The organism is Gluconacetobacter brunescens (assembly GCF_048695475.1).
GTDB lineage: Bacteria > Pseudomonadota > Alphaproteobacteria > Acetobacterales > Acetobacteraceae > Gluconacetobacter.
This window is the reverse complement of sequence record NZ_JBLHEN010000001.1, coordinates 2,331,895-2,355,479: the sequence shown is the minus strand read 5'-3', so window position 1 is coordinate 2,355,479 and position 23,585 is coordinate 2,331,895. Positions and strand designations below refer to the sequence as shown.

Here is a 23,585-nt window from a genome sequence, read left to right as displayed (position 1 = left end):
GGCATAGCCCGAGCCGGGGGAGAATAGCCAGCCCGATGCTTGTCATGGCCGTCCGGAGCTTCCAGATTTATAGTGACCAATTCCGCCGGCGTCGGCCGGCCTCGAACGTGGAGGCTTCAAGCAGGATGAATCCCGGCACCCTGTCTTCCCGTCCGGCCCTGCCACCGGGGCTGGATGCCCGTTCGGCGGCGATCCTGCGCGAGATCGTCGAACAATATGTCGAAACCGGCGAGCCGGTCGGGTCGCGCACGCTGTCGCGGCGCCTGCCGCTGCCGCTCTCGCCCGCCACTATCCGCAACGTGATGGCGGACCTGACCGAGGCCGGGCTGCTGTTTTCGCCCCATGCCTCGGCCGGCCGGCTGCCGACGGAAAAGGGGGTGCGGCTGTTCGTGGACGGGCTGCTGCAATTCGGCAGCCTGAGCGAGGACGAGCGCGAGACCATCACCAACTCGCTGGAGATGCGCGGCCGCTCGTTGCAGGACACGCTGGCCGAGGCGTCGTCGATGCTGTCCGGCCTGTCTTCCGCTGCCGGGCTGGTGCTGGCGCCCAAGGGCGACGGGGCGGTGAAACATATCGAGTTCGTCGCCCTCGGCCCCCGGCGGGCGCTGGTGATCCTGGTGGGCGCGGACGGGCAGGTGGAGAACCGGGTGATCGAGACCCCGATCGGCCTGCCGCCCTCGGCGCTGGTCGAGGCGGGGAACTATCTCAACGCCCAACTGGCCGGCCGGTCGCTGGAGGATCTGCGCACGCATGTCAGCGCGGACATGAGCGCCAATCGCAGCGAACTGCACCATCTGACGGCCGAGATCGTGGCCAGCGGTCTGGCGACGTGGAGCGACGTCGATCGCGGCGGCACGCTGTTCGTGCGCGGGCAGGCGCGCCTGCTGGCCGACGTGACCGAGATCGAGCGCCTTTCCACCATCCAGATGCTGTTCGAGCGGCTGGAAACGCAGGAGACGATGCTGCGCCTGCTGGAACTGGCCCAGGAATCGGACGGTGTGCGGATCTTCATCGGGGCCGAAAGCGGCCTGTTCGGGCTTTCCGGCACCTCGGTGGTGGTGGCCCCGGCGCGGACCGACAGCAACCGGATCGTGGGTGCGATCGGCGTTATCGGCCCCACGCGCCTCAATTATGGGCGCATCATCCCGGTGGTGGATTATACTGCCCGCGTCATAGGCAGAATGCTCGGCTAAATCTCGGCCCGGACACGCGCGCTGGCGGCGATCCGACGCGCGTTTCCTGCGCTCCGATGCTCACGGCCATCAAGGCCGCTCCGCTTCGGTGCTCGGAAACACGCGACGGGCGCGGCCCTGCGGGCCGCTCTCGCTCACCAGCCCACGTGTCCGGGCCGAGATTTGGGAGCCATTTTTCATCAGGCAGGTGGGAAAACCGGCTGCCTTGGTGCCGCCATCTTCTTGCCCTAGCTGCCAGGGTCTGGCCCTTCGTTTCCGCCCTGGCGCGCATGTTTGAGGAGCGTTTTCATGCCCCGTCCCGATGCTCGCCAGGCCGGCACATTCCTGATCGGCGGCGATCTGCCCGTCGCGCGCCTGGGGTTCGGCGCCATGCGTATTACCGGGCGCGGAATCTGGGGCGACCCGCCTGACCGCGACCGGGCGCTGGACACGTTGCGCCGCGCGGCGGCCTGCGGCGTGACGCTGATCGACACCGCCGATGCCTATGGGCCCTATGTCAGCGAGGATCTGATCCACGCCGCCCTGCATCCCTATACCGGCCTGCATATCGCGACCAAGGGCGGGCATACGCGCCATGGGCCCGACATCTGGCGCCCGGTGGGCAATCCGAACTATCTGCGCCAGTGCGTGCTGATGAGCATGCGCCGCCTCGGGGTGGACTGCATCGATTTGTGGCAGTTGCATCGGGTGGGGCCGGATTGCACGCCGGAGACGCAGTTCGAGGTGATCGCCGCGATGCGCGAGGAAGGGCTGATCCGCCATGTCGGCCTCTCGGAGGTGCCGGTGGAGATGATCGAGCGGGCCCGGCGCTTCTTCCCGGTCGCGACGGTGCAGAACCGCTATAACCTGGTCAACCGCGCTTCCGAGGCGGTGCTGGATTATTGCGCCGGGCAGGGGATCGGCTTCATTCCCTGGGCGCCGCTGGCGGCGGGGTCGCTGGCCCGCGAGGGCGGCGTGCTGGACCGGGTGGCGCGCGATCTGGGCGCCACGCCGGGGCAGGTGGCGCTGGCATGGCTGCTGCGCCGCGCCCCGGTGATGCTGCCGATCCCCGGCACCAGCAGCCCCGAGCATGTCGAGGAGAACGTGGCCGCCGCCGGACTGGTGCTGGACGATGCCGTTTTCACGCGCCTGGAGCAGGAGGGGCGCGCGGAATGGCAGCGTCAGGCAGGTGGTTGACGCGCCGCGCGGGGGGCGACGCCGGGGCCCGGGAATGCTAGGAGAGGCGTCTTTGCCCGTGTCCCGCTCCGTCGGTGCCCGTCGTGACGGATCTCGTTTCCTTGCCCTTCGCCCACTGGACCCTGGATGATTTTTCGTAACGGATCAGGCCGTGACGGCCGGCTGCTTGTCACCTCGCGCATCGGAGGCAATGCCACGGACGGCGCGGCCCCGCGCCCGCCGCGACGCGGCTTCGGCCTGACGGGACCGGGTGGCGGCCCGCGCCGGCCGCGTTTCCGGCTGGTGCGCAGGTTGCTGGGCGGGGGGGCGGCGGTGCTGCTGTTGGTCTCGCTGGCCGGTGGGCTGGTCGTCTGGACGAAATACGAGCAACTGGTGGCTGATCTGCCGACGGTGGACGGGCTGCGCACCTACCAGCCGCCGGTGATGAGCCGCCTGTATTCCGGCGATGACCGGGTGATGGCGGAACTGGCGGCGGAACGGCGTATCTTCGTGCCCTATTCGGCCATTCCGGCGCGGGTGAAGAATGCCGTCATCGCGACCGAAGACCAGAAATTCTATACCCATGGCGGCGTCAATCCGTTCGCGATCCTCCGCGCGGGGCTGACCGACCTGACGATGAGCAAGGGGCACCGGCCGATCGGCGCCTCGACGATCACCCAGCAGGTGGCGCGCATCATGCTGCTGGGCTCGAAACAGACATTGTCGCTGGAGCGCAAGGCCAAGGAGGCCCTGCTGGCGATCCGTATCGAACAGACCCTGTCCAAGGACAAGATCCTCGAAATCTACCTGAACGAGATCTATCTGGGCGCGGGCGCATACGGTGTCGGCGCGGCGGCGCAGACCTATTTCAACAAGCCGCTGGACCAGCTGGACGACGCGCAGGCCGCGTTCCTGGGCGCGTTGCCGAAATCGCCTTCCAACTACAATCCCTATCGCTTCCCCGATGCCGCCCTGGCCCGGCGCAACCTCGTGTTGCAGCAGATGGTCGAGATCGGTGCCATCACCGAGGAGCAGGCGCGGCTGGCGCAGGCCGAGCCGCTGGTGCCGCAGGCCTTCACCCGGCCCGGCCCGGCCCCCGGCTCGGAATGGTTTGGCGAGGAAGTGCGCCGCGAACTGATCGAGCGTTACGGGCAGGACACCACGATGCAGGGTGGTCTGCTGGTGCATACCAGCATGGACCCGCATTTGCAGCAGGTTGCCACCGCTGCCGTGCGCGACGGGCTGATGAGCTATGACCATGATCATGGCGGCTGGCGCGGGCCGGTGGCGCATCTGGACGATGTTGCGTCGGGCGCGGATGCCGGCCAGTGGGTGCCGGCCCTGGCGGGCACGGCGCGGCCGCCCGGCATGCTGGAGTCCTGGCGGCTGGGGGTTCTGCTCTCGCCATCGACGGGGGAGATCGGCTGGCTGGAAGGGCCGGCGGCGCATGCCGAGCCGCGCGGCGGCCGGCTGCTGGCCCGCGACATGGCCTGGATGCGCCGCTGGCGCGCGCCCCGCGCGGGCGATGTGCTGATGGTCGAGCCCCAGGCCGATGGTGGCGGGGTCGCGCTGCGGCAGGTGCCCAAGGTCGAGGGCGCGCTGGTGACGCTGGATGTGCGAACGGGCCGGGTTCTGGCGATGGTGGGCGGCTGGTCGTTCGGCCAGTCGCAGTTCAACCGCGCGACCCAGGCGCTGCGCCAGCCTGGATCGTCCTTCAAGCCGTTCGTCTATCTGACGGCGATGGAGCAGGGAATTTCGCCGTCGCAGAAATTCGACGATTCCCCGGTGTCGTACGGCACCTGGCATCCGAACAATTACGAGAAGGATTTCTGGGGCCCGACCACCCTGCATGACGCGCTGCGGGAGTCGCGCAATCTGGTGACGATCCGTCTGGCGGCGCATATCGGCATGAAATCGGTGGCGAACATGGCCACCTCGCTGCAACTGGTCGAGTCCATGCCGCATGTCCTGCCCGCCGCTCTGGGCGCGGTGGAGACGACCGTGCTGCGCGAGGCCGGGGCCTATGCCACCATCGCTGCCGGCGGACGGCTGGTGACGCCGACCCTGATCGACAATGTGCAGGACCGCGACGGCCATGTGCTGTGGCAGCCGCCGGGCCTGGCCTTGCAGGAGGCTTCTGCCGCCGCGGGGAGCGTGGCACCGGTGGCGGCACCGGCGGCCGTTGCGCCCCCGGCCGTTGCATCCCCGGCCGTGGCGGTCGTGCCGGCCGATGGGCCGGTGCTGGCGGATACGCGGCCGCAGATCGCGTCGCCGGACAGCGCGTACCAGATCGTGGCGATGATGCGCGACGTGATCCTGCGCGGCACCGGCACCCGGGCGGGGCAGGGCATCGACCGGCCCATCGCCGGCAAGACCGGCACCAGCCAGAACTTCAACGATGCGTGGTTCGCCGGCTTTTCGCCCGATATCGTGACGATCGTCTGGGTCGGGTTCGATACACCGCAGACGCTGGGCAAGAACGAGACCGGCGGCACGATCGCGGGCCCGATCTGGAACCGGGTGATGAAGGCGGTGCTGGCCGACCGGCCGAGGCTGGATTTCCCCGTGCCCCAGGGGCTGACCCTGGCGCGCTACGATACCGGCATGGGCATGGCGGTGGATGCCTTCAAGCCCGACCAGGTGCCGGGCATCAGCGCCGACCTGAACGCCAATGCGACCGGCGCCTTGACCGCCGAGGATACCGGCGCCGAGACCATGCCGGATTCCGAGAGCGACATGGCGGCATCGCCCTCTGCCGTGCCCGCCGGCGGCCCCGCATCCGGCCCCGCCGCCGTGCCGGGCCAGCCCGCGCCTGTGGCCGCCGCACCTGCCGCGCCGGGGGGCGGGGGTGACATCGGCATGGGTGGCCTGTATTGACGCCGCTTGCTTTTCCTGTCGGGCCGGCCGTCAATCGGCCGCCCCTTCTGACCGATGGAGTTCCTGTTCCATGTCCGCCGAGACCGAGGCTCTCAACGACCAGATCAAGCAGTCGGTGGCACTGCTGAGGAGGCATCTTTGACTGGGATGTCGCAATCGGCCGTCTGGCCGAACTGAACAACCGGGCGGAGGACCCGGATCTGTGGAACGATCCGGACGCCGCCCAGAAGCTGATGCGCGAGCGCACCCTGCTGGCCGGGCAGGTCGAAGGGGTGCAGCGGCTGGAAGGCGATGTCCGCGATACGCTGGATCTGGTCGAACTGGCCGAGATGGAAGGCGACGAGGCCGTCCTGAAGGACGCCACGCGGATGCTGCGCGAACTGGCCGAGGAGGCCAAGCGCCGCGAGACCGAGAGCCTGCTGTCCGGCGAGGCCGACAGCAACGACTGCTATATGGAAGTCAATGCCGGCGCGGGCGGCACCGAGGCCCAGGACTGGGCCGAGATGCTGCTGCGCATGTACACGCGCTGGGCCGAGCAGCATGGCTACAAGGTCACGCTGATGGAAAGTTCGGAGGGCGAGCAGGCCGGGCTGAAATCGGCGACGATCCAGGTGACCGGCCCCAATGCCTATGGCTGGCTGAAGACCGAGGCCGGCGTGCATCGGCTGGTGCGGATTTCGCCCTTCGATGCGGCGGCGCGGCGGCAGACGTCGTTCGCCTCGGTCTGGGTCTATCCGGTGGTGGATGATTCGATCGAGATCGAGATCAACGAAGCCGACCTGAGGGTCGATACGTTCCGTGCCTCGGGCGCGGGCGGGCAGCACGTCAACAAGACCGAGTCCGCGATTCGGATCACCCACATTCCCACCGGCATCGTGGTTGCCTGCCAGACCGACCGGTCGCAGCATCGCAACCGGGCCACGGCGATGACGATGCTGAAGGCCCGCATGTACGAGCAGGAACTGCAACGGCGCGAGGCCGCCGCGGCCCAGACCGAGGCGGCGAAGACCGATATCGGCTGGGGGCACCAGATCCGCTCATACGTGCTGGCGCCCTACCAGCTGGTGAAGGACCTGCGGACGAATGTCGAGCGCGGCAACCCTGACGCGGTGCTGGACGGGGATCTGGACGACTTCATGGCGGCGGCCCTGGCCGCCCGTGTGGGGGCCACCCGGTCCGAGGCCAGCGCTTCCGCCCAGTGATCGCGGGGCATGCGCGCAAGAGAGGGCGGCTTCGGCCGCCCTTTTTTGTGAGATTTTTATGACGGGATTCGCGGCCCGGGCGACGGATTCGAACCCGATCCCGGCCTCGTGCGTTCATGTTCTGTCAGCGCGGCGAGCGAGGCCGCGTGGGTCGAAGGGCCAATATGTCGGGGCCGAAACAAAAACGGACTCGGCGCGAAAAATGGCAGAAAAATGGGCACACTCTCAAAAATCGCCAGTTTTTCGCCATTTGTGACAGGTTGTTAATATGGCCATTTTTTGGGCCAGTGATGACAAATTACTCGTTTCAAATTCGATAAATATCTTGCTTGACATCGGATGGGCGCAATAGCCCAATTCGACGGCTTGGCGGCATTTCGATGTCTGTCCGGTCAGGTCGGAACGCAGGGGATGCACGATCCCGATTATCGTTTGTGCGTGCTTTCGCACATGCCGTGGTTCGCGCCACGGTGTGCTCCGGGTTCGCCCGGAAGAAGGCCGGACGCTGCGCAGTGGTCCTGATTTGTTGTGGTTTTGAGTGCCGAAACCGGCGTGGACGAGAGGGTTAAGGAGGTTTCGACATGAACTACGCAGAACAACAACGCAGTCCGACGAAGCATATCATCGGCATTACTGTCGTTGTTCTCCTGCACGTGGTTCTGATCTGGGCGTTGATGAACGGTCTCGGGGCGAAAATCGTCCAGGAGCTGCATCCGCCCATCCAGACCAAGATTATTACCGAGCCAAAGCCGCCGCCGCCACCACCGCCGCCGCCGCCGCCGCCGGTGATGACGCAGCCGCCGCCGCCGTACATTCCGCCGCCGAAGATCCAGATTCAGCCGCCGCCGCAGCAGGTGATCAAGCAGGTGACGCATACGCCACCGCCGAAGCCGATGCCGCCGTCGCCGCCTGCGCCGCCGACAGTGCAGAACGCGCCGATCGGGCCGCCGGTTCCGGATCATCTGGCGGGTGCGCGTCCGGTGAACAACGTCAAGCTCGAATATCCCGAGGAAATGCTCGAGGAGAATCGGGAAGGCCGCGTGACCGTGGTGTGTGACGTGGAGCAGGACGGATCGACCAGCAACTGTGCCGTGACGAGCGTGCAGGGTGGGCAGTCCTTCTCCCAGGCCGCGTTGGATTACGTCCGTCGTGCCCGGTATCAGCCGGCGGTCAAGAATGGCGTGCCCATCAAGGAGTTCCGCCATCCGTACACGATTACCTTCAGGCTCAGCAACGACTGAGGGTTACCTAACGACCGGAGCCGGACGGGTGTGAGCCCGCCGGCCCCGGGGTTCCGGTAAACGGGCCATCTACCACAGAGGATTTGGAGTACATGACCAGACTGCACCGTGTTCCTGTTGTTGCCGCGTCGGCCCTGGCTGCCATTCTGAGCGTCTCGTCGCCCGTGATCGCGGTGGCTCAGGACGCACAGTCCACCGCTCCGGCCGCGGCTCCCGCCCCTGACGCAGCGGCTCCGGCCGCTCCGGCGCCCGACGCATCGGCACCCGCCGCCGCCGCCCCGACCGACGGCTCGGCTCCGGCCACCCCGCCGGCCGATGGCGCCGCCCCTGCCGCCCCGGCCGAGGCTCCGGCCGCCGATGCCTCCGCTCCGGCCCCCGCGGTGACGCCGCCGGCCGAAGATGCCGCCCCGGCGAAGCCGGCCGGCAACCCGTATGGCCTGGATGCGCTGTGGCGCAACGGTGACATCATCGCCCGCGGCGTTCTGCTGATCATGGTCGTCATGTCGCTGGGCACGTGGTACATCATGATCACGAAGTTCTTCGAGCAGATGCGCATGTTCGCCGCTGCCAAGGAAGCCGCCGCGACCTTCTGGACCAAGTCCTCGATCCAGGAAGGCGCCGCCGCGCTGAAGCCGAGCTCGCCGTTCCGCTACATCGCCGATACCGGCATCGTCGCGGCCGAGCATCATGAGGGCACGATGCAGGAATCCATCGACCTGCATAGCTGGACCTCGATGTCGATCCAGCGCGCCGTCGACACCATCCAGGCGCGGATGCAGGGTGGCCTGGCCTTCCTCGGCACCGTGGGTTCGACCTCGCCGTTCGTCGGTCTGTTCGGCACCGTCTGGGGTATCTATCACGCCCTGACCGCCATCGGCATTGCCGGCCAGGCGTCGATCGACAAGGTTGCCGGCCCGGTCGGTGAATCGCTGATCATGACCGCGATCGGTCTGGGCACCGCCGTTCCGGCCGTGCTGGGCTACAACCTGCTGGTCCGTCGCAACAAGGGCGCCATGGACAAGGTCCGCAACTTCGCCGCCGACCTGCAGTCGATCCTGCTGGGTGGCTTCCGTCATGGTGTGGCGCCGGAGATCGTGGTTCACCCCGATAACTCGCCGACCACCACCACGACCTCCAACCGGGTTGCCTGAACATGGCGATGCAAGTCGGAGGCGGCGGCGATGAAGACGAGGTGGTGTCCGCCATCAACACCACTCCGCTTGTCGACGTCATGCTGGTGCTGCTGATCATCTTCCTGATCACCATCCCGGTCGCAACACACACGGTTAAGGTGAACCTGCCGAAGGACGCCAACCAGCCCACTCAGACCAAGCCCGGCAACGTGGTGCTGGCGGTGACGGAGAACGGGCAGATCTACTGGAACGAGGTCGCGATCAAAAGTCGGGCCGACCTTCTGGACCGGCTGGAAAAGGTTGCGGTGATCAAGCCGCAGCCCCAGATCCAGATCCGTGGCGATGCCAAGTCGCGCTACGAATCGGTCGGGCGGGTGATCGCCACCTGCCAGGAAGCCGGGATCTACCACGTGGACTTCATCACCGAGCAGCCCCACTCGGACTGAACGACGGGGAAGAAGGGGCCGGCCCGCGCCGGCCCCGGACTTCCGGGAATCTCACATCAGGGCGCCGCGTTTGTCCGTCCGCACCGGTTTCGGGTGGCGGTTCGAACGGTCCAGTGGCCCACTTTTTTTTAGAGAGTACACCGCCATGGGCATGAGTGTCGGCTCCGAAAGTACCCACGAAGACGAAGGTATGGTCGACATCAACACGACGCCGTTGATCGACGTCATGTTGGTGCTGCTGATCATGCTGATCATTACCATTCCGTTGCAGACCCATTCGGTCGCGCTGGATCTGCCCCAGGGCGATCCGCCGCCTTCGACCGAAATCCCGAAGGTCGTGACGCTCGCGATCGATTTCGACAACAGCATTTCATGGAATGGCGAACCCATCGGTGACGAGGGATCGCTGCTGGCTCATTTCCAGCAGGCCGCGGCGCTGCCCGACCAGCCCGAAATGCATATCCATCCCAACCGTCTGGCCGATTACAAGACGGTGGCGCATGTCCTTGCGGACGCCCAGAGGCTTGGCATTACCAAGCTGGGTATCGTAGGTCAGGATCAGTTCATGGAAGGACAATGAGCTGATGTCATTACGTCTGTTCCGCGCCGGCCTGCTTGCCGGCGTGATCGCCGCCGTTCCGTTTTCCGTCTCGCAGGTCGGGTCCGCATGGGCGGCCGATGCCCTGAGCGCCAAGGTCGGCAAGCCCTTGCAGGAGGCCCAGACCGCCCTGGCCGCGCATAATTATGCCAAGGCGATGGCCGCCGTCGATGCGGCCGAGGCCGTGCCCGGCAAATCCGATTACGAAGAATATACGGTTACCCAGATGCGTGCCGCCGTCGCGGCGCAGTCGGGCAACGTGGCGGCGGCCACGGCCGCCTATGACAAGCTGATCGCGTCCAGCCGTACGCCCAAGGACGCTAAGCTGCAGATGATGATGGCGGAGGCCACGATGGCCTATACCGCCAAGGACTATCCCCGGGCCGTTACCGCGACCGAGCAGTATCTGAAGGCCGCCGGCAGCAATCCGGCGATGGAGACGCTGCTGATCCAGTCCTATTACCTGCAGCAGGATTACAAGAACGCCGCGCGCGTCCAGCAGGCGCAGATCGATGCCGCAGTCAAGGCAGGCAAGGTTCCCGCCGAATCCCAGTTGCAGCTTCTGGCGGCCTGCCAGACGCAGCTCAAGGACCAGTCGGGGCTGAACCACACCTATGTGACGCTGGTGTCCTATTATCCCAAGCCGGAATATTGGGCGCTGATCCTGCATGGGCTGATCACCAATCCCAAGGTCGCGCCCGGCCTGCAGCTTGATGTCTATCGCATCCGGTTGGCGGCAGGCGTGCTGACGGCGCCGTCCGACTTCATGGACATGACCGAGCTGGCCATGCAGGCCGGTCTGCCGCAACTGGCGCTGGACCTGATGAATGCGGGTTACGCCAACGGCGCCCTGGGCAAGGATGCCGGGGCCGCGCGCGAGGCCAAGCTGAAAGCCATGGTCGTGAAGGCGGTGGCCGACAAGAAGGCCACGATCGCGGCGGACGAAACCGCCGGCGCCACCGCGCCGACGGGCAATGCGCTGCTGACCGCAGGCTACAATTACGTGACCTTCGGCCAGGCGGACAAGGGCCTGGCGGTGATGCAGGCAGGGCTGGCGAAGGGGCCGCTGGACCCCAATATCGGCAAGCTGCATTACGGCCTGGCGCAGGCCGCGGCCGGGCATACCGCCGACGCCATCGCGACGCTGAAGACCGTCGCCGGCGAGAATGGCGCCCGGGATATCGCCCAGCTCTGGGTGCTCAAGCTGAGTCCCGCAGCCGCCGCCCCTGCGGCCCATCCCGCCGCATCGGCTGCCCATCACTGAGTGGTCGCCGGGCCTGATCGGCCCGGCCGTGTGACCCGGAATGCCGGCAGGGCCGGGTGGAACGATCCGCCCGGCCCTTGCTGCTAGTGTCCTGCCTCCGAAATTCATAGGTGAATTTCGGAGATCAGCAGGCCACTAAGATATTGATTTGGCTAGTGTCCCGAATCTGAAATCTGAAGGATTTCAGATTCGGGACACTAGCTGAGGGTTCTTTTCGCCGATGCCGATTTTACGGTATCCTTCCGACATTCCGGCCCGATCCGGCGGCCGGTGCTTTCAGGAATGACGATTCGCATCGTGACGATGTCCCAGACCGCCCCAGATTCCGACCTGCCTGCCCGCATTCTGGTCGTCGAGGACGATCCCGGCATGCGGACCCTGCTGGTAAGGGCCTTGCAGGCCGATGGCTATCGCGTGCGCGGCGTGCAGGACGGGCGCGAAATGTGGGCCGCGCTGACGGCATCGCCGGCCGACCTGATCGTTCTGGACGTGATGCTGCCAGGCACCAACGGGCTGGATCTCTGCCGTTCCCTGCGGCGGGGCAGCGCGCCGGGTGCCGAGGTGACCCATCCCGACCGCCATACGCCCGTCATCATGGTCTCGGCCCGGGGTGAGGAACTGGACCGCGTGCTCGGCCTGGAACTGGGGGCCGACGATTACGTGGCCAAGCCCTTCAGCCAGAAGGAATTGTTGGCGCGGGTCCGCGCGGTGCTGCGCCGTGGCAGCGGCGGCGTGACCGGGGTGCAGCCCAGCACGCCGCGCCGCGAAACGCTGAAATTCGCCGGATGGACATTGGATCTGCGCCGGCGCGAATTGACCGATCCTTCGGGAGCGGTGGTGGATATTTCCGGCGCCGAGCATGATCTGCTCGCCAGCTTCCTGGACAATCCGCAACGGGTGATCGGGCGGGACCGGCTGCTCGAACTGTCGCGCACCCGTCTGGGCGACGTGTCCGACCGGAGCGTCGACGTGCTGGTCAGCCGTCTGCGTCGCAAGCTGGGCAACGATTCCGAAGCCCTGATCCGCACCGTCCGGGGGCTGGGATATATCTTTACGGCACCCGTCGAGCGCCTTTGATGCGCGCATGGGCGGCGACCCGGCCTGATGGAGGCTGGTGTTGACTGTCGGGGCTTCGCCTGGGGCGCGGCGGATCACGCTCTGGCCGCGCGGGCTGGTCGGGCGGGTGACGTTCGTGCTGCTGGCGGCGGTGGCGCTGGTATTCCTGGGCAGTTCGGCGTTCTACGAGGAGGCGGAGACCTACACGGTCGATGATGCCCAGCTTGACGCCATCGGCGAACGGCTTGCGGTGGATACGCGGGTGCTGGCGGCGACCCCGCTGGCCCAGCGGCCGATCCTGGCGGCCATGCTCTCCACCGGTGATCTTACGCTCGACTGGCGGCCGCCCGTGGCGGGCCGGCCGATGCGGCCCGAGCCGTCGGCGCTACGCGACCTGCATGACAAGCTGGTGGGCAATCGCGAACCGTTGCGCGGGTCGGTCCTGAACCTGTCGCCGACCCAGATCGGCACGTCGGACGTGCGGGGCATCGTGCGGTTGCCCGATGGCAGCCGGCTGGGCTTCGTGGCGCCCGATATTCTCCAGCCGCACCATATGACGCGCGGTGTCGCCTCGGCCGCCATTCTGGCCGGGGCGGTGCTGCTGGCGGCGGCGATGCTGGTGCATACGCTCAGCATGCCGTTGCGGGCCTTGGCCGATCTGGCGGACGGCGTGGGGTCGGGCCGATGGGTACCGGTCGAGGAAAAGGGGCCGCGGGAAGTCCGTCACCTGGCCCGGGCGATCAACGCCATGCAGGACCGCATCCGCCGGCTGATCGCGGACAGGACCGAGGCGCTGGCGGCGGTATCGCACGATCTGCGCACGCCGCTGGCGCGCCTGCGCCTGCGGGCGGGCTTTCTGAACGACCCGGAAGCGCAGAACGCGATCGAGAGCGATGTGGCCGAGATGGAGGCGATGGTCGGCGGTGTGCTGGCCTATCTCTCCGGGGAGAATGATCCCGAGGTCGCCCGGTCGGTGGATCTGGTCTCGATCCTGCGGACGTTGGCCGACGATGCGGCCGATCAGGGGCGGGACGTGGTGTATGAAGGCATGGAGCATTGCCTGGCGAAGGTCCGGCCGCTGGCGATGAAGCGCGTCTTCGGCAACCTGATCGACAATGCCGTCAATTATGGCGGGGGGGCCCGGGTGGGCCTGTCAGTGGCACCGGATGGCCTGCGGATACGGGTCGATGACGATGGGCCCGGACTGCCTGAAGCCGAACTGACCCGGGTGCTGGCTCCGTTCTATCGGGTGGAGGGATCGCGGTCGCGCTCCACGGGCGGGCTGGGGCTGGGGCTGGCGATCGTGAACCGCGAAGTGCGGCGCGAAGGGGGGCAGTTCACGTTGGCGAACCGCCCCGAAGGCGGCTTGCGGGCCGAAATCCTGCTGCCCCGTTCGCGGGCCCAGGGCATGGGCAAGTCTCAGCGGCCGCATTGACGCGGCCGTCTCGATGTTCAGAGCCTGTTTGGACATGTGCGCTGGTGAGCGAGAGCGTGTGTTTCCAAACGGGCTATCAGGGGTGGGCGGGGGTGTCGGCCATCGACAGGTGCAGCAGGGGCTGGTTGGTGTTCAGCCAGATGCCGTGCGGCGAGCGGCCGGTGCGGATGGTGTCGACTACATCGCCGCTCGTGGGGTCGATGATCGCGACATGCTGGCGCCAGCGCAGCGTCGCCCACATCTTGCCGTCGGGCGCGAAGACGATGTCATCGGGGCCGCCCGCCACATGATAGGACTGCACGACGTCCAGCGTATCCCAGTCCAGCCGTTCGATCACGCCCGAGGCGCGGCAGGTCACATACAGGCGTTTCTGATCGGGGGAGACGAACAGATTATGCGGACCGGGCGCCATTTCGATCTTGCGCGCGATATGCCCGTCGGTCGGGTCCAGGGCGGCGACGTAGTTGGTGCCCATCACGCCCACCAGGATCTGCCCGTTATGCCACAGCATGCCGGCGGGGGTGGATCCGACATCGGAAGTCCACAGCACATTGCCGGTCGCGGTCTCGATCGCCGTTACCTTGCCGGTATCCTGGAGGCTGACATACACCACCGAGGAATCCGGGGCGTAGTTCATGTGGCTCGGCATCGCGTCGACATGGATGCGGTGCAGCAGGTGATAATCCGAGGCGTCGTAGATATCGACCTGGTTGCGCGCCAGCCCGGCGATGGTGAAGAAGTGGCCGTCGGGGCTGAACTGAAGCTGGTACGGGTCGGCCATGGGGATCTGTTTGACCCGCTCGCCCGTCACGGCATCCAGAAAGAACAGCATGTTGCCGGCGGTATCGCCCACCAGCAGGTATTTGCCGTCCGGCGTCGGTGCCGTGTGGTGCGGTTCGCGCAGGACCGAGACCCGCCGGACTTCCTGATGGGTGTCGATATCGAATTCGCTGATGGTGGCATCGGCGGAATTCAGCACGAAGGCCAGGCGCTCGGCCCGCGCGGCCCCGGCGGACAGGACGGTCATCGCCGCACCGGCCATCATCAGCATGCGGGCGCGGTGGGCAAGGCGGGTGCGGCGGAGCGGGAGGGAACGCATGGTGGATTCGATGCCTCGGCTGTCAGAACAGGTCGCCGCCGTGGATCGCACGTCCCTCGCCGGGCCTGAGATCATGCAAGGCCAGAGCCCTTTCTGTGTGTCAACGTATTTCGGAGATCGGGCGCGCCTTTCGCCATGACTTCGCGCAAGGACACATTGCGTTTCGGTCATTTTCAGGAATTCCGTCCGTTCCTGGCCATCGGTCGGCAGACACGGACATGCCTCCATTCCGCCATCAGGGCTTGTTTCGCCGCGCATCTTGGCACATCTGGACAATAACCGGACCGCTACGGTCCGCCTTGCGCTGCCCCCAGCCGGATAAGGCCATTATTGATGTTCATCGAAACCGAAGACACCCCCAATCCCGCGACCCTGAAATTCCTGCCGGGCCGCACGGTCATGCCCGGCCGCACCACCGCCGATTTCGTCAGCCCCGACGGGGTTGCCGGCCGGTCCGCGCTGGCGGAGGTGCTGTTCGACCAGCCCGGCGTGGCGCGGGTCTTCCTTGGGGGGGATTTCGTGGCGGTGACCAAGGACGAGAGCGTCGAATGGTCGGCATTGAAGCCGCAGATCCTGTCGGTCCTGGTCGATTTCTTCGTCTCCGGCCGCCCGGTCATCGACGAGGATACGGCGATCGAGGAAGACCTGATCGCGCCGGAGGATGAGGAAATCGTCCGCCAGATCAAGGAACTGCTGGATACCCGCGTTCGTCCGGCCGTGGCGGGCGATGGCGGCGACATCGTGTTTCGCGGCTATCGGGACGGCGTGGTGCGGCTGACGATGCAGGGCGCCTGCTCGGGCTGCCCGTCCTCGCGCGCCACGCTGAAGCATGGTGTGGAGAACATGCTGCGGCATTATGTGCCGGAAGTGGTGTCGGTCGAGCAGGTGGACGCCTGATCCGCCGGATACCGGTTACGTAACGTGGGAGACGACATGGTTCTGGACGAAGCCGGGCTGGATCTGCTGTTCCGTACGGCGCGCACGCCCGAGCGCTGGCGCGACGAGGCGGTGACGGACGATGTGCTGCATCGCTTGTACGATCTGGTGCGGCTGGGGCCGACCTCGGGCAATTGCTCGCCTGCCCGCTTCGTCTTCCTGCGCACCGCCGACAATCGCGAACGGCTACGCTCCACCCTGTCGGAAGGCAATGTCGAGAAAGTGCTCTCGGCGCCGGTGACGGTGATCGTGGCGCATGATCCGCTGTTCTTCGACCGTTTCGCGACCCTGAACCCGGAGCCGGGCCTGCGCTCCTGGTTCGCCGCCGATGTGGGGCTGGCCGAGGAAACGGCCTTTCGCAACGGCACGCTCGAGGGTGGATACCTGATCATGGCGGCGCGGGCCCTGGGGCTGGACGTGCTGCCGATCTCCGGTTTCGACGCCTATGCGGTCGAGGATTCGTTCCTGGCCGGGCAGGGCTGGCGGGTCAATTTCCTGGTCAGCCTCGGCTATGCCGACGGGCAGCCCGAGCGCCCGCGCGCGCCGCGCCTGTCCTTCGACGATGCCTGCATGATGCTCTGATCCCGCGTGCGGATTCTGGTTGTCAACGGCGCGCCGGCGGGGGCGGAAGCGACGGCCCTGCTCGGTTGTGTCGAGGGGGAGGAAGGGGCGCTGCGTGCGGTGCGCATGCTCGACCTGCCCGGGCGTGGCGGGGCCGAGGCGATGGCGGCCCATTGCAGCGCGCTGCTGGCGGCATGCGGATGGCGGCCGGCTGATCTCGACCTGATCGCGGTGGTGGTCGGGCCCGGTTCGTTTACCGGGCTGCGGGCGTCGCTTGCCGTGGCGCATGGTCTGGCGCTGGGTACGGGCTGCCCGCTGGCGGGCGTGACCAGCGGCGAGGCCATGGCCCGCGCCCTGCGGGAAGAGGCCGGGCCGGAGCGGGCGGTGCTGTGCCTGTCATTCGCGCGGCGCGGCCGTATCTTCGTGGAACAGGAAAGCGTGGTCCGCGCTGCGATGTGCGGCGATTTCGTCTTTCCGCCCGGCAGGCTGCTGGTGGCGGGGGATGAAGCGGCCGGAATGCTGGCCGCACGCGGCGCGGAGCGGGAGGATATCGCGCTGTCATCGCGGCGCGTGCCCGATGGGGTGATGATCGCCCAGGCGGCCCTGGACCGGCGGGCGGGCGGGCTGGCGGCGCGGGAGATCCTGCCGCTCTATGTCGATCCGCCGGAGGCGAAGCTGCCGGCGGCGGGGCTGCGCCCGGCGCCCACCGCACCATGACCCGGGCATCATGACCGGGGCGGCGGGGCGGCCCGTCATCACGGCGGGCGGCGGCCATATGGGGGCGGTGCTCGCGGCCCTGCACGGCGCCGCTTTCCCGCCCGCCGAATGCTGGGACGAGGCCGCGATGGAAGCGGTGCTGGCGATGCCCGGCGTGCTGGTCGGGCTGGGCCGGCTGGGAGAGGAGCCGGTGCCCGCGGGGTTCGTCATCGGCCGGGTGGCGGCCGACGAGGCGGAGATCCTGACATTGGCCGTCGCCGGCACGGCGCGGCGCCGGGGGATGGGGCGCGCGCTGCTGGACTGGATGGCGGGCCAGGTGGCGGATCGTGGCGCCGGGCGCCTGATCCTGGAGGTCTCGGCGGGCAACGATGCCGCGCGGGCGCTGTACCGGGGGGCGGGTTTTACCGAAATCGGTCGTCGTCGCGCCTATTATCCCGATGGGTCCGACGCGCTGGTGCTGGAGCGGGCATGGCCGGGCGAAGCGCCTGCCGCGCCGTGACGGGCGGTGAAATTTTCATGACGGATCGACGTCAGCCGGATGACTTGACGATCAGGATGTCATGGATCTCGTTACCGTGATCGGTCTGCGCCGCGATCGTATGGCCCAGTTGCCGGACGCTGCGGCTGACATTGTCGAGCGGTACCGCGCCCTTTAGCCGAACCCGCAGCCTTCCGCCATCGGGCAGTCGATCGAGTGCCAGGCGGGTGCGTACGAAAGTCATCGGGCAGCTCTCGTCAGTAATGTCGAGTGACGCACTTTCCGGATCGTTCATCACTATCTCCTTCTATCCGAGTGGTTGCGGCGGCGCGGGGTTCAATTATAAGGGATGCGATTTATTTGACTGGCAGGATCTTGGATATGGCCACGGAAATGGAAAACAACACTCTGCGCGACCTGACGGCGCAGATCGCGGCGGCCTATGTCTCGGGCAATGCTGTCGAGGCGGCTGCCCTGCCGGACCTGATCCGGCAGATCTATGGCACGCTGGACGGGCTGGGCCGCGTGGCGCCGGAGCCCGAGCGCCCGGTGCCGGCGGTTTCGCCCAAGCGGTCGGTCTTCCCGGACTATATCGTGTGCCTGGAAGACGGCAAGAAGCTGAAAATGTTGAAACGGCACCTGAAGACGGCCTATAATCTGACCCCGGACCAGTATCGGGAACGGTGGGGCCTGCCCCATGATTACCCGATGGTGGCACCGAACTATGCGAGCCACCGGTCGTCCCTCGCGCGGAAAATCGGACTGGGTACGAAGCGCGAGGAGTGAATATGGGGCGCCCGGCCACGGGTCGGCCCCTCTCGGAGGAGGCGGTAGCTTCGTTGGACCAGACGACTGAGGTTCGGGCCGGACTGCCAGCATGGTAGCGTCGGGCGATGCCATGGAATCGCGCATCGGCCAGATGTGCATCGAGCGCGGCCTGAAAATGACAGGGCAGCGGCGCGTGATCGCGCGCGTCCTGTCCGAGGCCGAGGATCATCCCGATGTCGAGGAGCTGTACCGCCGCGCGGTCAACCTCGACGCGCGGATCTCGGTCGCGACCGTGTATCGGACCGTGCGGCTGCTCGAAGAGAAGGGCATTCTCGAACGCCGGGATTTCGGTGGCGGGCGGGCGCGCTACGAAGCGACCGAGGACGGCGACCATTATCACCTGATCGATGTCGACACCGGCAAGGTCGTCGAATTTGAAGATGCGGAACATACGGCCCTGATGCATCGGATCGCCGGACGGATGGGGTTCGACCTGGTTTCCCACCGTCTGGAACTGTTCGCGCGCCGCAAGGCGACACCGCCGGAGGAGAAGCCGGCCAGGGCCGCCCGGGCGGCAAGCAAGGATGGATCACGTCGTTGAGCCTTGAAAAACCGATCCGGTCGCTGTCGACCCTGGAATTCGAACGGGATGGGTTTCCCGAACTGCGCGGCGGCAATCTGGGTGTGCGCATCGCCGCGAACGACGCTGAGCGCGATGCCGCCCAGGCGCTGCGCTATCGCGTCTTTTATGAAGAGATGGGCGCGCGGCCCGATGAGCGGACCCTGCGCACCCGCCGCGATGTCGATGAATTCGACGAATATGCCGATCATCTGCTGGTCATCGACCATGCGATTTCCTCGGGCCCCAAGGGCGTGGTCGGGACCTACCGGCTGTTGCAGGGCGACAATGCGCGCAAGGTCGGGCGCTTCTACAGTTCGGGCGAATATGACCTGTCGCCGCTGACCGATTTTCCGGGGCGGCTGCTGGAAGTCGGTCGGTCGTGCGTCGATCCCAACTATCGCGGCCGCGCGGCGATGCAGTTGCTGTGGCGCGGCATCGCCTCCTACATCTTCCTGCACCGGATCGACGTGCTGTTCGGCTGCGCCAGCCTGCCGGGAACCGATCCCGCGCCGCTGGCCGACGAGCTGACCTATCTCTACCACAACCATCTGGCGCCGCCCGCGCTGCGGCTGCGCGCGCTGCCGCATCGGCGGGTCGAGATGCTGCGCGGCGATCCGAACCTGCTGGATCATCGCCGCTGCCTCGCCCGCCTGCCGCCCCTGATCAAGGGCTATCTGCGGCTGGGCGGCTATATCGGCGATGGCGCGGTGGTGGACGATCAGTTCAATACGACCGACGTGGCGGTGATCGTGAAGAGCGAACTCCTGGCCGACAAATATTACCGTCACTACGAACGACGGCTGCGTGACGCTCTCGACTAGGGCTCTGCCCGCCGGCGGGCTGCCGGAGGGTGCCCTGCCCGTTGCGCCGGTTCCGCCCGTCTGGCTGGGGAATGGCCTTGGGCGCGTGATCGGGGCCGGCGGATGGCGGGCCGACCTGCTGATGCTGCTGGCGGGGGCACTGGCCGCGCTGGCCTTTCCGCCGGTCGATCTGTTTCCGGTCCTGATTCCGTGCTTTGCCCTGCTGACGGCGGCGATCGATGCCGCCGGTTCGTGGCGGGGGGCCGCGCGGCGCGGCTTCGTGTTCGGGCTGGGGCTGCATACCGCCGGGCTGTACTGGCTGACCGATGCGATCCTGGTTCGTGCGGATACGTTCTGGTGGCTGGTGCCGCTGGCCTCGCCCGGCTGTGCGCTGATCCTGGCACCCATCGCGGCGTTTCCGGCGGCCCTGTGCCGTCTGGCGCCTGCCGGCTGGCGGCGCCTGCTGGCGTTTGCCGGGTTGTGGACCCTGTTCGACATGGCGCGGGTCTTCATCTTCAGCGGCTTTCCGTGGAATCCGCTGGGGACGACCTGGGAACTGCCGGGCCGTCTGGGTGACGTGATGATCCAGCCGGCGGCCTGGATCGGGGTGGATGGGCTGACCCTCTGCACCGTTCTGCTGGCGCTGCTGCCGCAGGCCGGACGGCGCGGTGTGCTGGCGGTTCTGGCGGGGCTGGCGGTCTGGGCGCTGGCAGGGTGGGGGCGGCTGGCCCTGACGCCGCTGCCCCCTGGCCGGAACCCGACGGTGGTGCTGGTGCAGGGCAATGTGCCGGAAACCGAGAAGATCGGCGGCCGCGACAATGTCGCGATCTTTCGCCGCTATCTGGCCTTGACGCGCTCCGGCATTGCCGATGCGCTGCCGGAGGCCGGGGGGCGGCCGCTGGTGTATGTCTGGCCCGAGACGGCTTTCCCCGGCCTGCTGGAGGAAGACGATATCGCGCGGCGGATGATCGCGCGGGCCGGCGAAGGAGCGGCGGCGGGGGTGATCGGCACGATCCGCAGCGATTCCGAGGGACGCTGGCGCAATAGCGTGATGGCGGTGACCGGGCCTGACGGGCGGGTGGCCGATCTCTACGACAAGTCTCATCTGGTGCCGTTCGGCGAATATCAGCCGCGTTTCCTGCCGTTCCATGTCGTTCCCGGCGAGGGCATGGCGGCGGGGAGCGGTGTCCAGACCTGGCATCTGCCGGATGTGGCGCCGGTCGGCCCGCTGATCTGCTACGAGGTGATCTTCTCCGGCCAGGTCGTGGACGCGAAGGATCGCCCGGACTGGCTGGTCAATGTGACCAACGACGCCTGGTATGGCGACAGTGCCGGGCCGCGCCAGCATCTGGCGGCGGTGCGCATGCGCGCGGTCGAGGAAGGGCTGCCGGTGGCGCGGGCCGCCAATACCGGTATTTCCGCCGCGTTCGATGCCCATGGCCATGAACTGGCGCGGCTGGGCTGGAACCGGCAGGGGGTATTGGCCGTTTCCCTGGGGGCCCCGCTGCCCGGAACAGTGTTCGGCCGCTGGGGCCGCTGGATTCCGATCCTGCTGGCGATGGCGACGCTGCTGCCCGCACTGGCGTTCCGGGTGCCGGGGATCGGCGGAAGAATGGCCGCCCGCCGCCTGTAGGCGGGCGCCACACCGGCCGGCCGCGTGGTGACATCGTCGTTTCTGCTATCGGCTATACGCCTGCCGTATCGCCTGCCCGCGCGTTGATGCCGGGCCGCTGACGCGCATGCCCCACCTTACAAATTGATTGTCAAATTGTCAGTTAGCGGGCTGTCTGGATGATGGTAAACCAAATGTTAATGTCGCATTATCCTGCCCGTCGCATATTGGACCCCGCACATGCCAAGGGACAAGAAGAGCCGTTGACCGACAAGCCCAGTGGTCCGAAGCCTGTGGATGTGCATGTCGGCGGTCGTATCCGGTTGCGCCGGACATTGCTGGGCATGTCGCAGGAGCGCCTTGGCGAGGCTCTGGGCCTGACGTTCCAGCAGGTGCAGAAATATGAGCGCGGGACCAATCGGGTCAGCGCGTCGCGGCTGTATGAATTGTCGGACGTGCTGGATGTGCCGGTCAGCTTCTTTTTCGACGGGCTGGACCATGGCCGCCGTTCGTCCGGCCAGGCGGCCGGCAGACCCGGTCTTGAGATGGCGTCCGGCTTTGCCCAGGCCCAGGAAGCCTTTGGCGGCGCGCCCGATGGCTCGCTGGCATCGACCAGTGAAATGACCCTGCTGGCGCGCCGCGAGACGATCGAACTCGTGCGCACCTATTATCGCATCGAAGATGCCGCGACCCGTCGGCGGGTGCTGGACCTGATCCGGATGATGATTCCGCCGCAATAAGCGGGGTCAAGGGGCCGACTGGCCCCTTGCGGGTCGAGGGCAGGGCCCTCGCCTTTCTCACTCGCGCCGAAGCACCCGGTCATTGACAAAGGACGCCAGCCGCCCGGCGATAAAATCCTGGCGCAGTTGAGCCTCGTCATATTCGTCACGCACCCAGTCCAGAAAGAGGATGCGCCCCTCGGCCTGCTGCTGGTAGCGCAGGAAGAAGGCGTCGAGGATACCGGTGCGCGAGCGGTTGAAATGGCCGAACCGCCATGAAAGCTGGCGCAGGGCCTGTGCTGCGGTGCCACCTTCGAACAGGATGACCAGCCCCGAGGCGAGGCCCGCCCGGTCGGCGCCGGATTTGCAGTGCATCAGCATCGGGAAGGCGATCGTCTGGTACATCGCGGCGAAGCGCAGGATGCGCTCGCGATGCGGGGCGCCCCGGCTTTCGAAGGCCATGTCCAGATGGGCTAGCCCCAGCCGGCTTGCGGCCTCGCGCGACAGGGCGTCGGACCCGCATTTGCGGTGGCCGCGCAGATTGACCAGCGTGCGCAGGTGATAGCGGCGCATGGCCGCCGCCAGCCGGGCCGGAGTTGGGTGGTTGCAGCGATAGACCTTGCCGGGGATGACGGCGGCGAGATTGGTCCAGGGAATGCGGAAGATGGCATGATCGACGAACAGGCTGTCGATCCACGCCCGCCTTCTGCCGCCGGGTGCGGCCAGGGAACCTTCGAACACGGCAGGCGGCTTCCTCGGTCTCGACAAAAAGAAAGGGCGCCGGATGTGTGTCATCCGGCGCCCCCCCAGTCAATCTCTTCCCACCTGGCAATCTCTTCCCGTCAGGCGGGCTGGGAGATCGGGATCAGACCTTGCGTTCCAGTTGCAGTTCCTTGATCCGGGCGATCGCCTTCGCCGGGTTCAGGCCCTTGGGGCAGGTCTGGGTGCAGTTCATGATCGTGCGGCAGGCATAGAGCTTCAGCGGATCTTCCAGCGCATCGAGCCGGTCGCCCGTATGCTCGTCACGGCTGTCGGCAATCCAGCGATAGGCCGCCAGCAGGGTGGCCGGGCCCAGATACCGGTCGCCGTTCCACCAGTAGGACGGGCATGAGGTCGAGCAGCAGAAGCACAGGATGCATTCCCACATCCCGTCCAGCTTCTCGCGTTCCTCGATGCTCTGGCGGCGCTCGGAATCCGGCGGCGGCGCGGTGTCGGACTTCAGCCAGGGCTCGATCGAGCGGAGCTGGGCATAGGCGCCGTTCAGGTCGGGCACCAGGTCCTTGACCACGGGCATGTGCGGCAGCGGGTAGATCGACACCGCGTCCTTCACGTCCTTGATCGGCTTGAGGCACGCCAGCGTGTTCTCGCCGTCGATGTTCATCGCGCACGAGCCGCAGATGCCCTCGCGGCACGAACGCCGGAAGGTCAGCGTCGTGTCGACGTTGTTCTTGATGTGGATCAGCGCGTCCAGCACCATCGGGCCGATCTTGTCCAGATCGAGCTCGTAGGTGTCGACCACCGGGTTGGCGCCATCGTCCGGGCTCCACCGATAGATCCGGAAGGGCTTGACGTTCTTGGCACCGGGCGCGGCCGGGAAGATACGGCCCTTCCCGATCGTGCTGTTCTTTGGCAGGCTGAATTCGACCATCGTCTCGTTCCTTTTCCGCCGCTTC

General features: G+C 67.0%; 24 protein-coding genes. 20 read left to right on the top strand and 4 right to left on the bottom strand.

Annotation, left to right across the window (positions count from 1 at the left end; all coding sequences use genetic code 11):
• Window positions 1-125 precede the first annotated feature (125 nt).
• The 11 genes from hrcA to ACMAUO_RS10415 all read left to right on the top strand — a co-directional run bounded on the left by hrcA (window position 126) and on the right by ACMAUO_RS10415 (window position 13,600).
• The gene (gene hrcA / locus ACMAUO_RS10465; RefSeq protein WP_420356828.1) at window positions 126-1,193 is read left to right on the top strand and encodes a heat-inducible transcriptional repressor HrcA; all 1,068 of its coding nucleotides are present in this window, start codon (window positions 126-128) and stop codon (window positions 1,191-1,193) included.
• Between the two features lie 288 nt (window positions 1,194-1,481).
• Complete coding sequence (locus ACMAUO_RS10460; protein WP_420356827.1) at window positions 1,482-2,369, top strand: aldo/keto reductase; 888 nt, start codon at window positions 1,482-1,484, stop codon at window positions 2,367-2,369.
• A 126-nt stretch (window positions 2,370-2,495) separates the two neighbouring features.
• Window positions 2,496-5,225, top strand: coding sequence for a penicillin-binding protein 1A (locus ACMAUO_RS10455; RefSeq protein ID WP_420356826.1), 2,730 nt, complete (start codon window positions 2,496-2,498; stop codon window positions 5,223-5,225).
• A gap of 70 nt (window positions 5,226-5,295) precedes the next feature.
• A protein-coding gene (prfB, locus tag ACMAUO_RS10450) for a peptide chain release factor 2 (protein ID WP_420356825.1) occupies window positions 5,296-6,427 on the top strand; the annotation gives its coding sequence in 2 pieces (ribosomal slippage) (window positions 5,296-5,364 and window positions 5,366-6,427; 1,131 coding nt in all).
• A 581-nt stretch (window positions 6,428-7,008) separates the two neighbouring features.
• Window positions 7,009-7,668 carry an energy transducer TonB gene (locus tag ACMAUO_RS10445; RefSeq protein ID WP_420356824.1) on the top strand — a complete coding sequence of 220 codons (660 nt, stop codon included), beginning with the start codon at window positions 7,009-7,011 and terminating at the stop codon, window positions 7,666-7,668.
• 92 nt (window positions 7,669-7,760) lie between these two features.
• Window positions 7,761-8,819 carry a MotA/TolQ/ExbB proton channel family protein gene (locus tag ACMAUO_RS10440; protein WP_420356823.1) on the top strand — a complete coding sequence of 353 codons (1,059 nt, stop codon included), beginning with the start codon at window positions 7,761-7,763 and terminating at the stop codon, window positions 8,817-8,819.
• Window positions 8,820-8,821: 2 nt separating this feature from the next.
• Window positions 8,822-9,247: an ExbD/TolR family protein gene (locus ACMAUO_RS10435; RefSeq protein ID WP_420356822.1), complete on the top strand. Its 426-nt coding sequence runs from the start codon at window positions 8,822-8,824 to the stop codon at window positions 9,245-9,247.
• A gap of 145 nt (window positions 9,248-9,392) precedes the next feature.
• Window positions 9,393-9,827, top strand: a complete 435-nt coding sequence (locus tag ACMAUO_RS10430; RefSeq protein WP_420357262.1) for an ExbD/TolR family protein — start codon at window positions 9,393-9,395, stop codon at window positions 9,825-9,827.
• Between the two features lie 4 nt (window positions 9,828-9,831).
• Window positions 9,832-11,109 carry a hypothetical protein gene (locus tag ACMAUO_RS10425; RefSeq protein WP_420356821.1) on the top strand — a complete coding sequence of 426 codons (1,278 nt, stop codon included), beginning with the start codon at window positions 9,832-9,834 and terminating at the stop codon, window positions 11,107-11,109.
• A 282-nt stretch (window positions 11,110-11,391) separates the two neighbouring features.
• Window positions 11,392-12,186, top strand: coding sequence for a response regulator (locus ACMAUO_RS10420; protein ID WP_420356820.1), 795 nt, complete (start codon window positions 11,392-11,394; stop codon window positions 12,184-12,186).
• A 40-nt stretch (window positions 12,187-12,226) separates the two neighbouring features.
• Window positions 12,227-13,600, top strand: coding sequence for an ATP-binding protein (locus ACMAUO_RS10415; RefSeq protein WP_420356819.1), 1,374 nt, complete (start codon window positions 12,227-12,229; stop codon window positions 13,598-13,600).
• Window positions 13,601-13,676: 76 nt separating this feature from the next.
• Here ACMAUO_RS10415 and ACMAUO_RS10410 read toward each other — a convergent pair whose 3' ends face one another.
• Window positions 13,677-14,699, bottom strand: coding sequence for a YncE family protein (locus ACMAUO_RS10410; protein ID WP_420356818.1), 1,023 nt, complete (start codon window positions 14,697-14,699; stop codon window positions 13,677-13,679).
• 333 nt (window positions 14,700-15,032) lie between these two features.
• Between ACMAUO_RS10410 and ACMAUO_RS10405 the strand changes: the two genes are divergently transcribed.
• From ACMAUO_RS10405 to ACMAUO_RS10390, 4 genes are read left to right on the top strand one after another with little or no spacing between them, the layout of a single operon-like run.
• Complete coding sequence (locus ACMAUO_RS10405) at window positions 15,033-15,596, top strand: NifU family protein (protein ID WP_114725417.1); 564 nt, start codon at window positions 15,033-15,035, stop codon at window positions 15,594-15,596.
• 36 nt (window positions 15,597-15,632) lie between these two features.
• The gene (locus ACMAUO_RS10400) at window positions 15,633-16,217 is read left to right on the top strand and encodes a malonic semialdehyde reductase (protein WP_420356817.1); all 585 of its coding nucleotides are present in this window, start codon (window positions 15,633-15,635) and stop codon (window positions 16,215-16,217) included.
• Window positions 16,218-16,223: 6 nt separating this feature from the next.
• Window positions 16,224-16,913 carry a tRNA (adenosine(37)-N6)-threonylcarbamoyltransferase complex dimerization subunit type 1 TsaB gene (tsaB, locus tag ACMAUO_RS10395; protein WP_420356816.1) on the top strand — a complete coding sequence of 230 codons (690 nt, stop codon included), beginning with the start codon at window positions 16,224-16,226 and terminating at the stop codon, window positions 16,911-16,913.
• 10 nt (window positions 16,914-16,923) lie between these two features.
• Window positions 16,924-17,412, top strand: a complete 489-nt coding sequence (locus ACMAUO_RS10390; protein WP_420356815.1) for a GNAT family N-acetyltransferase — start codon at window positions 16,924-16,926, stop codon at window positions 17,410-17,412.
• A 31-nt stretch (window positions 17,413-17,443) separates the two neighbouring features.
• On the opposite strand, the gene ACMAUO_RS10385 is transcribed toward ACMAUO_RS10390, so the two are convergent.
• A complete protein-coding gene (locus tag ACMAUO_RS10385) occupies window positions 17,444-17,686 on the bottom strand; it encodes a sulfurtransferase TusA family protein (RefSeq protein ID WP_420356814.1) in 243 nt (80 codons plus the stop codon).
• An 86-nt stretch (window positions 17,687-17,772) separates the two neighbouring features.
• On the opposite strand from ACMAUO_RS10385, the gene ACMAUO_RS10380 reads away from it, so the two are divergent.
• The 5 genes from ACMAUO_RS10380 (at window position 17,773) to ACMAUO_RS10360 (ending at window position 21,933) form a co-directional block, all read left to right on the top strand.
• Entirely contained in the window at window positions 17,773-18,177 is a 405-nt protein-coding gene (locus tag ACMAUO_RS10380; RefSeq protein WP_420356813.1) for a Ros/MucR family transcriptional regulator, read from the top strand.
• Between the two features lie 91 nt (window positions 18,178-18,268).
• On the top strand, window positions 18,269-18,760 hold the full coding sequence (locus ACMAUO_RS10375) for a Fur family transcriptional regulator (RefSeq protein WP_420356812.1): 492 nt from the start codon (window positions 18,269-18,271) through the stop codon (window positions 18,758-18,760).
• The gene (locus ACMAUO_RS10370) at window positions 18,757-19,602 is read left to right on the top strand and encodes a GNAT family N-acetyltransferase (protein ID WP_420356811.1); all 846 of its coding nucleotides are present in this window, start codon (window positions 18,757-18,759) and stop codon (window positions 19,600-19,602) included. Before ACMAUO_RS10375 ends, ACMAUO_RS10370 begins: the two co-directional genes overlap by 4 nt.
• A 121-nt stretch (window positions 19,603-19,723) precedes the next feature.
• On the top strand, window positions 19,724-21,214 hold the full coding sequence (lnt, locus tag ACMAUO_RS10365; protein WP_420357261.1) for an apolipoprotein N-acyltransferase: 1,491 nt from the start codon (window positions 19,724-19,726) through the stop codon (window positions 21,212-21,214).
• Window positions 21,215-21,375: 161 nt separating this feature from the next.
• Complete coding sequence (locus tag ACMAUO_RS10360) at window positions 21,376-21,933, top strand: helix-turn-helix domain-containing protein (RefSeq protein WP_420357260.1); 558 nt, start codon at window positions 21,376-21,378, stop codon at window positions 21,931-21,933.
• A gap of 57 nt (window positions 21,934-21,990) precedes the next feature.
• Here the strand turns inward: ACMAUO_RS10360 and ACMAUO_RS10355 are convergent, their stop codons facing one another.
• Together ACMAUO_RS10355 and ACMAUO_RS10350 are read right to left on the bottom strand one after the other, a co-directional pair.
• Window positions 21,991-22,653 (bottom strand): tyrosine-protein phosphatase, encoded by a 663-nt coding sequence (locus tag ACMAUO_RS10355; protein ID WP_420356810.1) that lies wholly within the window; start codon window positions 22,651-22,653, stop codon window positions 21,991-21,993.
• Between the two features lie 124 nt (window positions 22,654-22,777).
• Window positions 22,778-23,560: a succinate dehydrogenase iron-sulfur subunit gene (locus ACMAUO_RS10350; protein ID WP_420356809.1), complete on the bottom strand. Its 783-nt coding sequence runs from the start codon at window positions 23,558-23,560 to the stop codon at window positions 22,778-22,780.
• Window positions 23,561-23,585 lie beyond the last annotated feature (25 nt).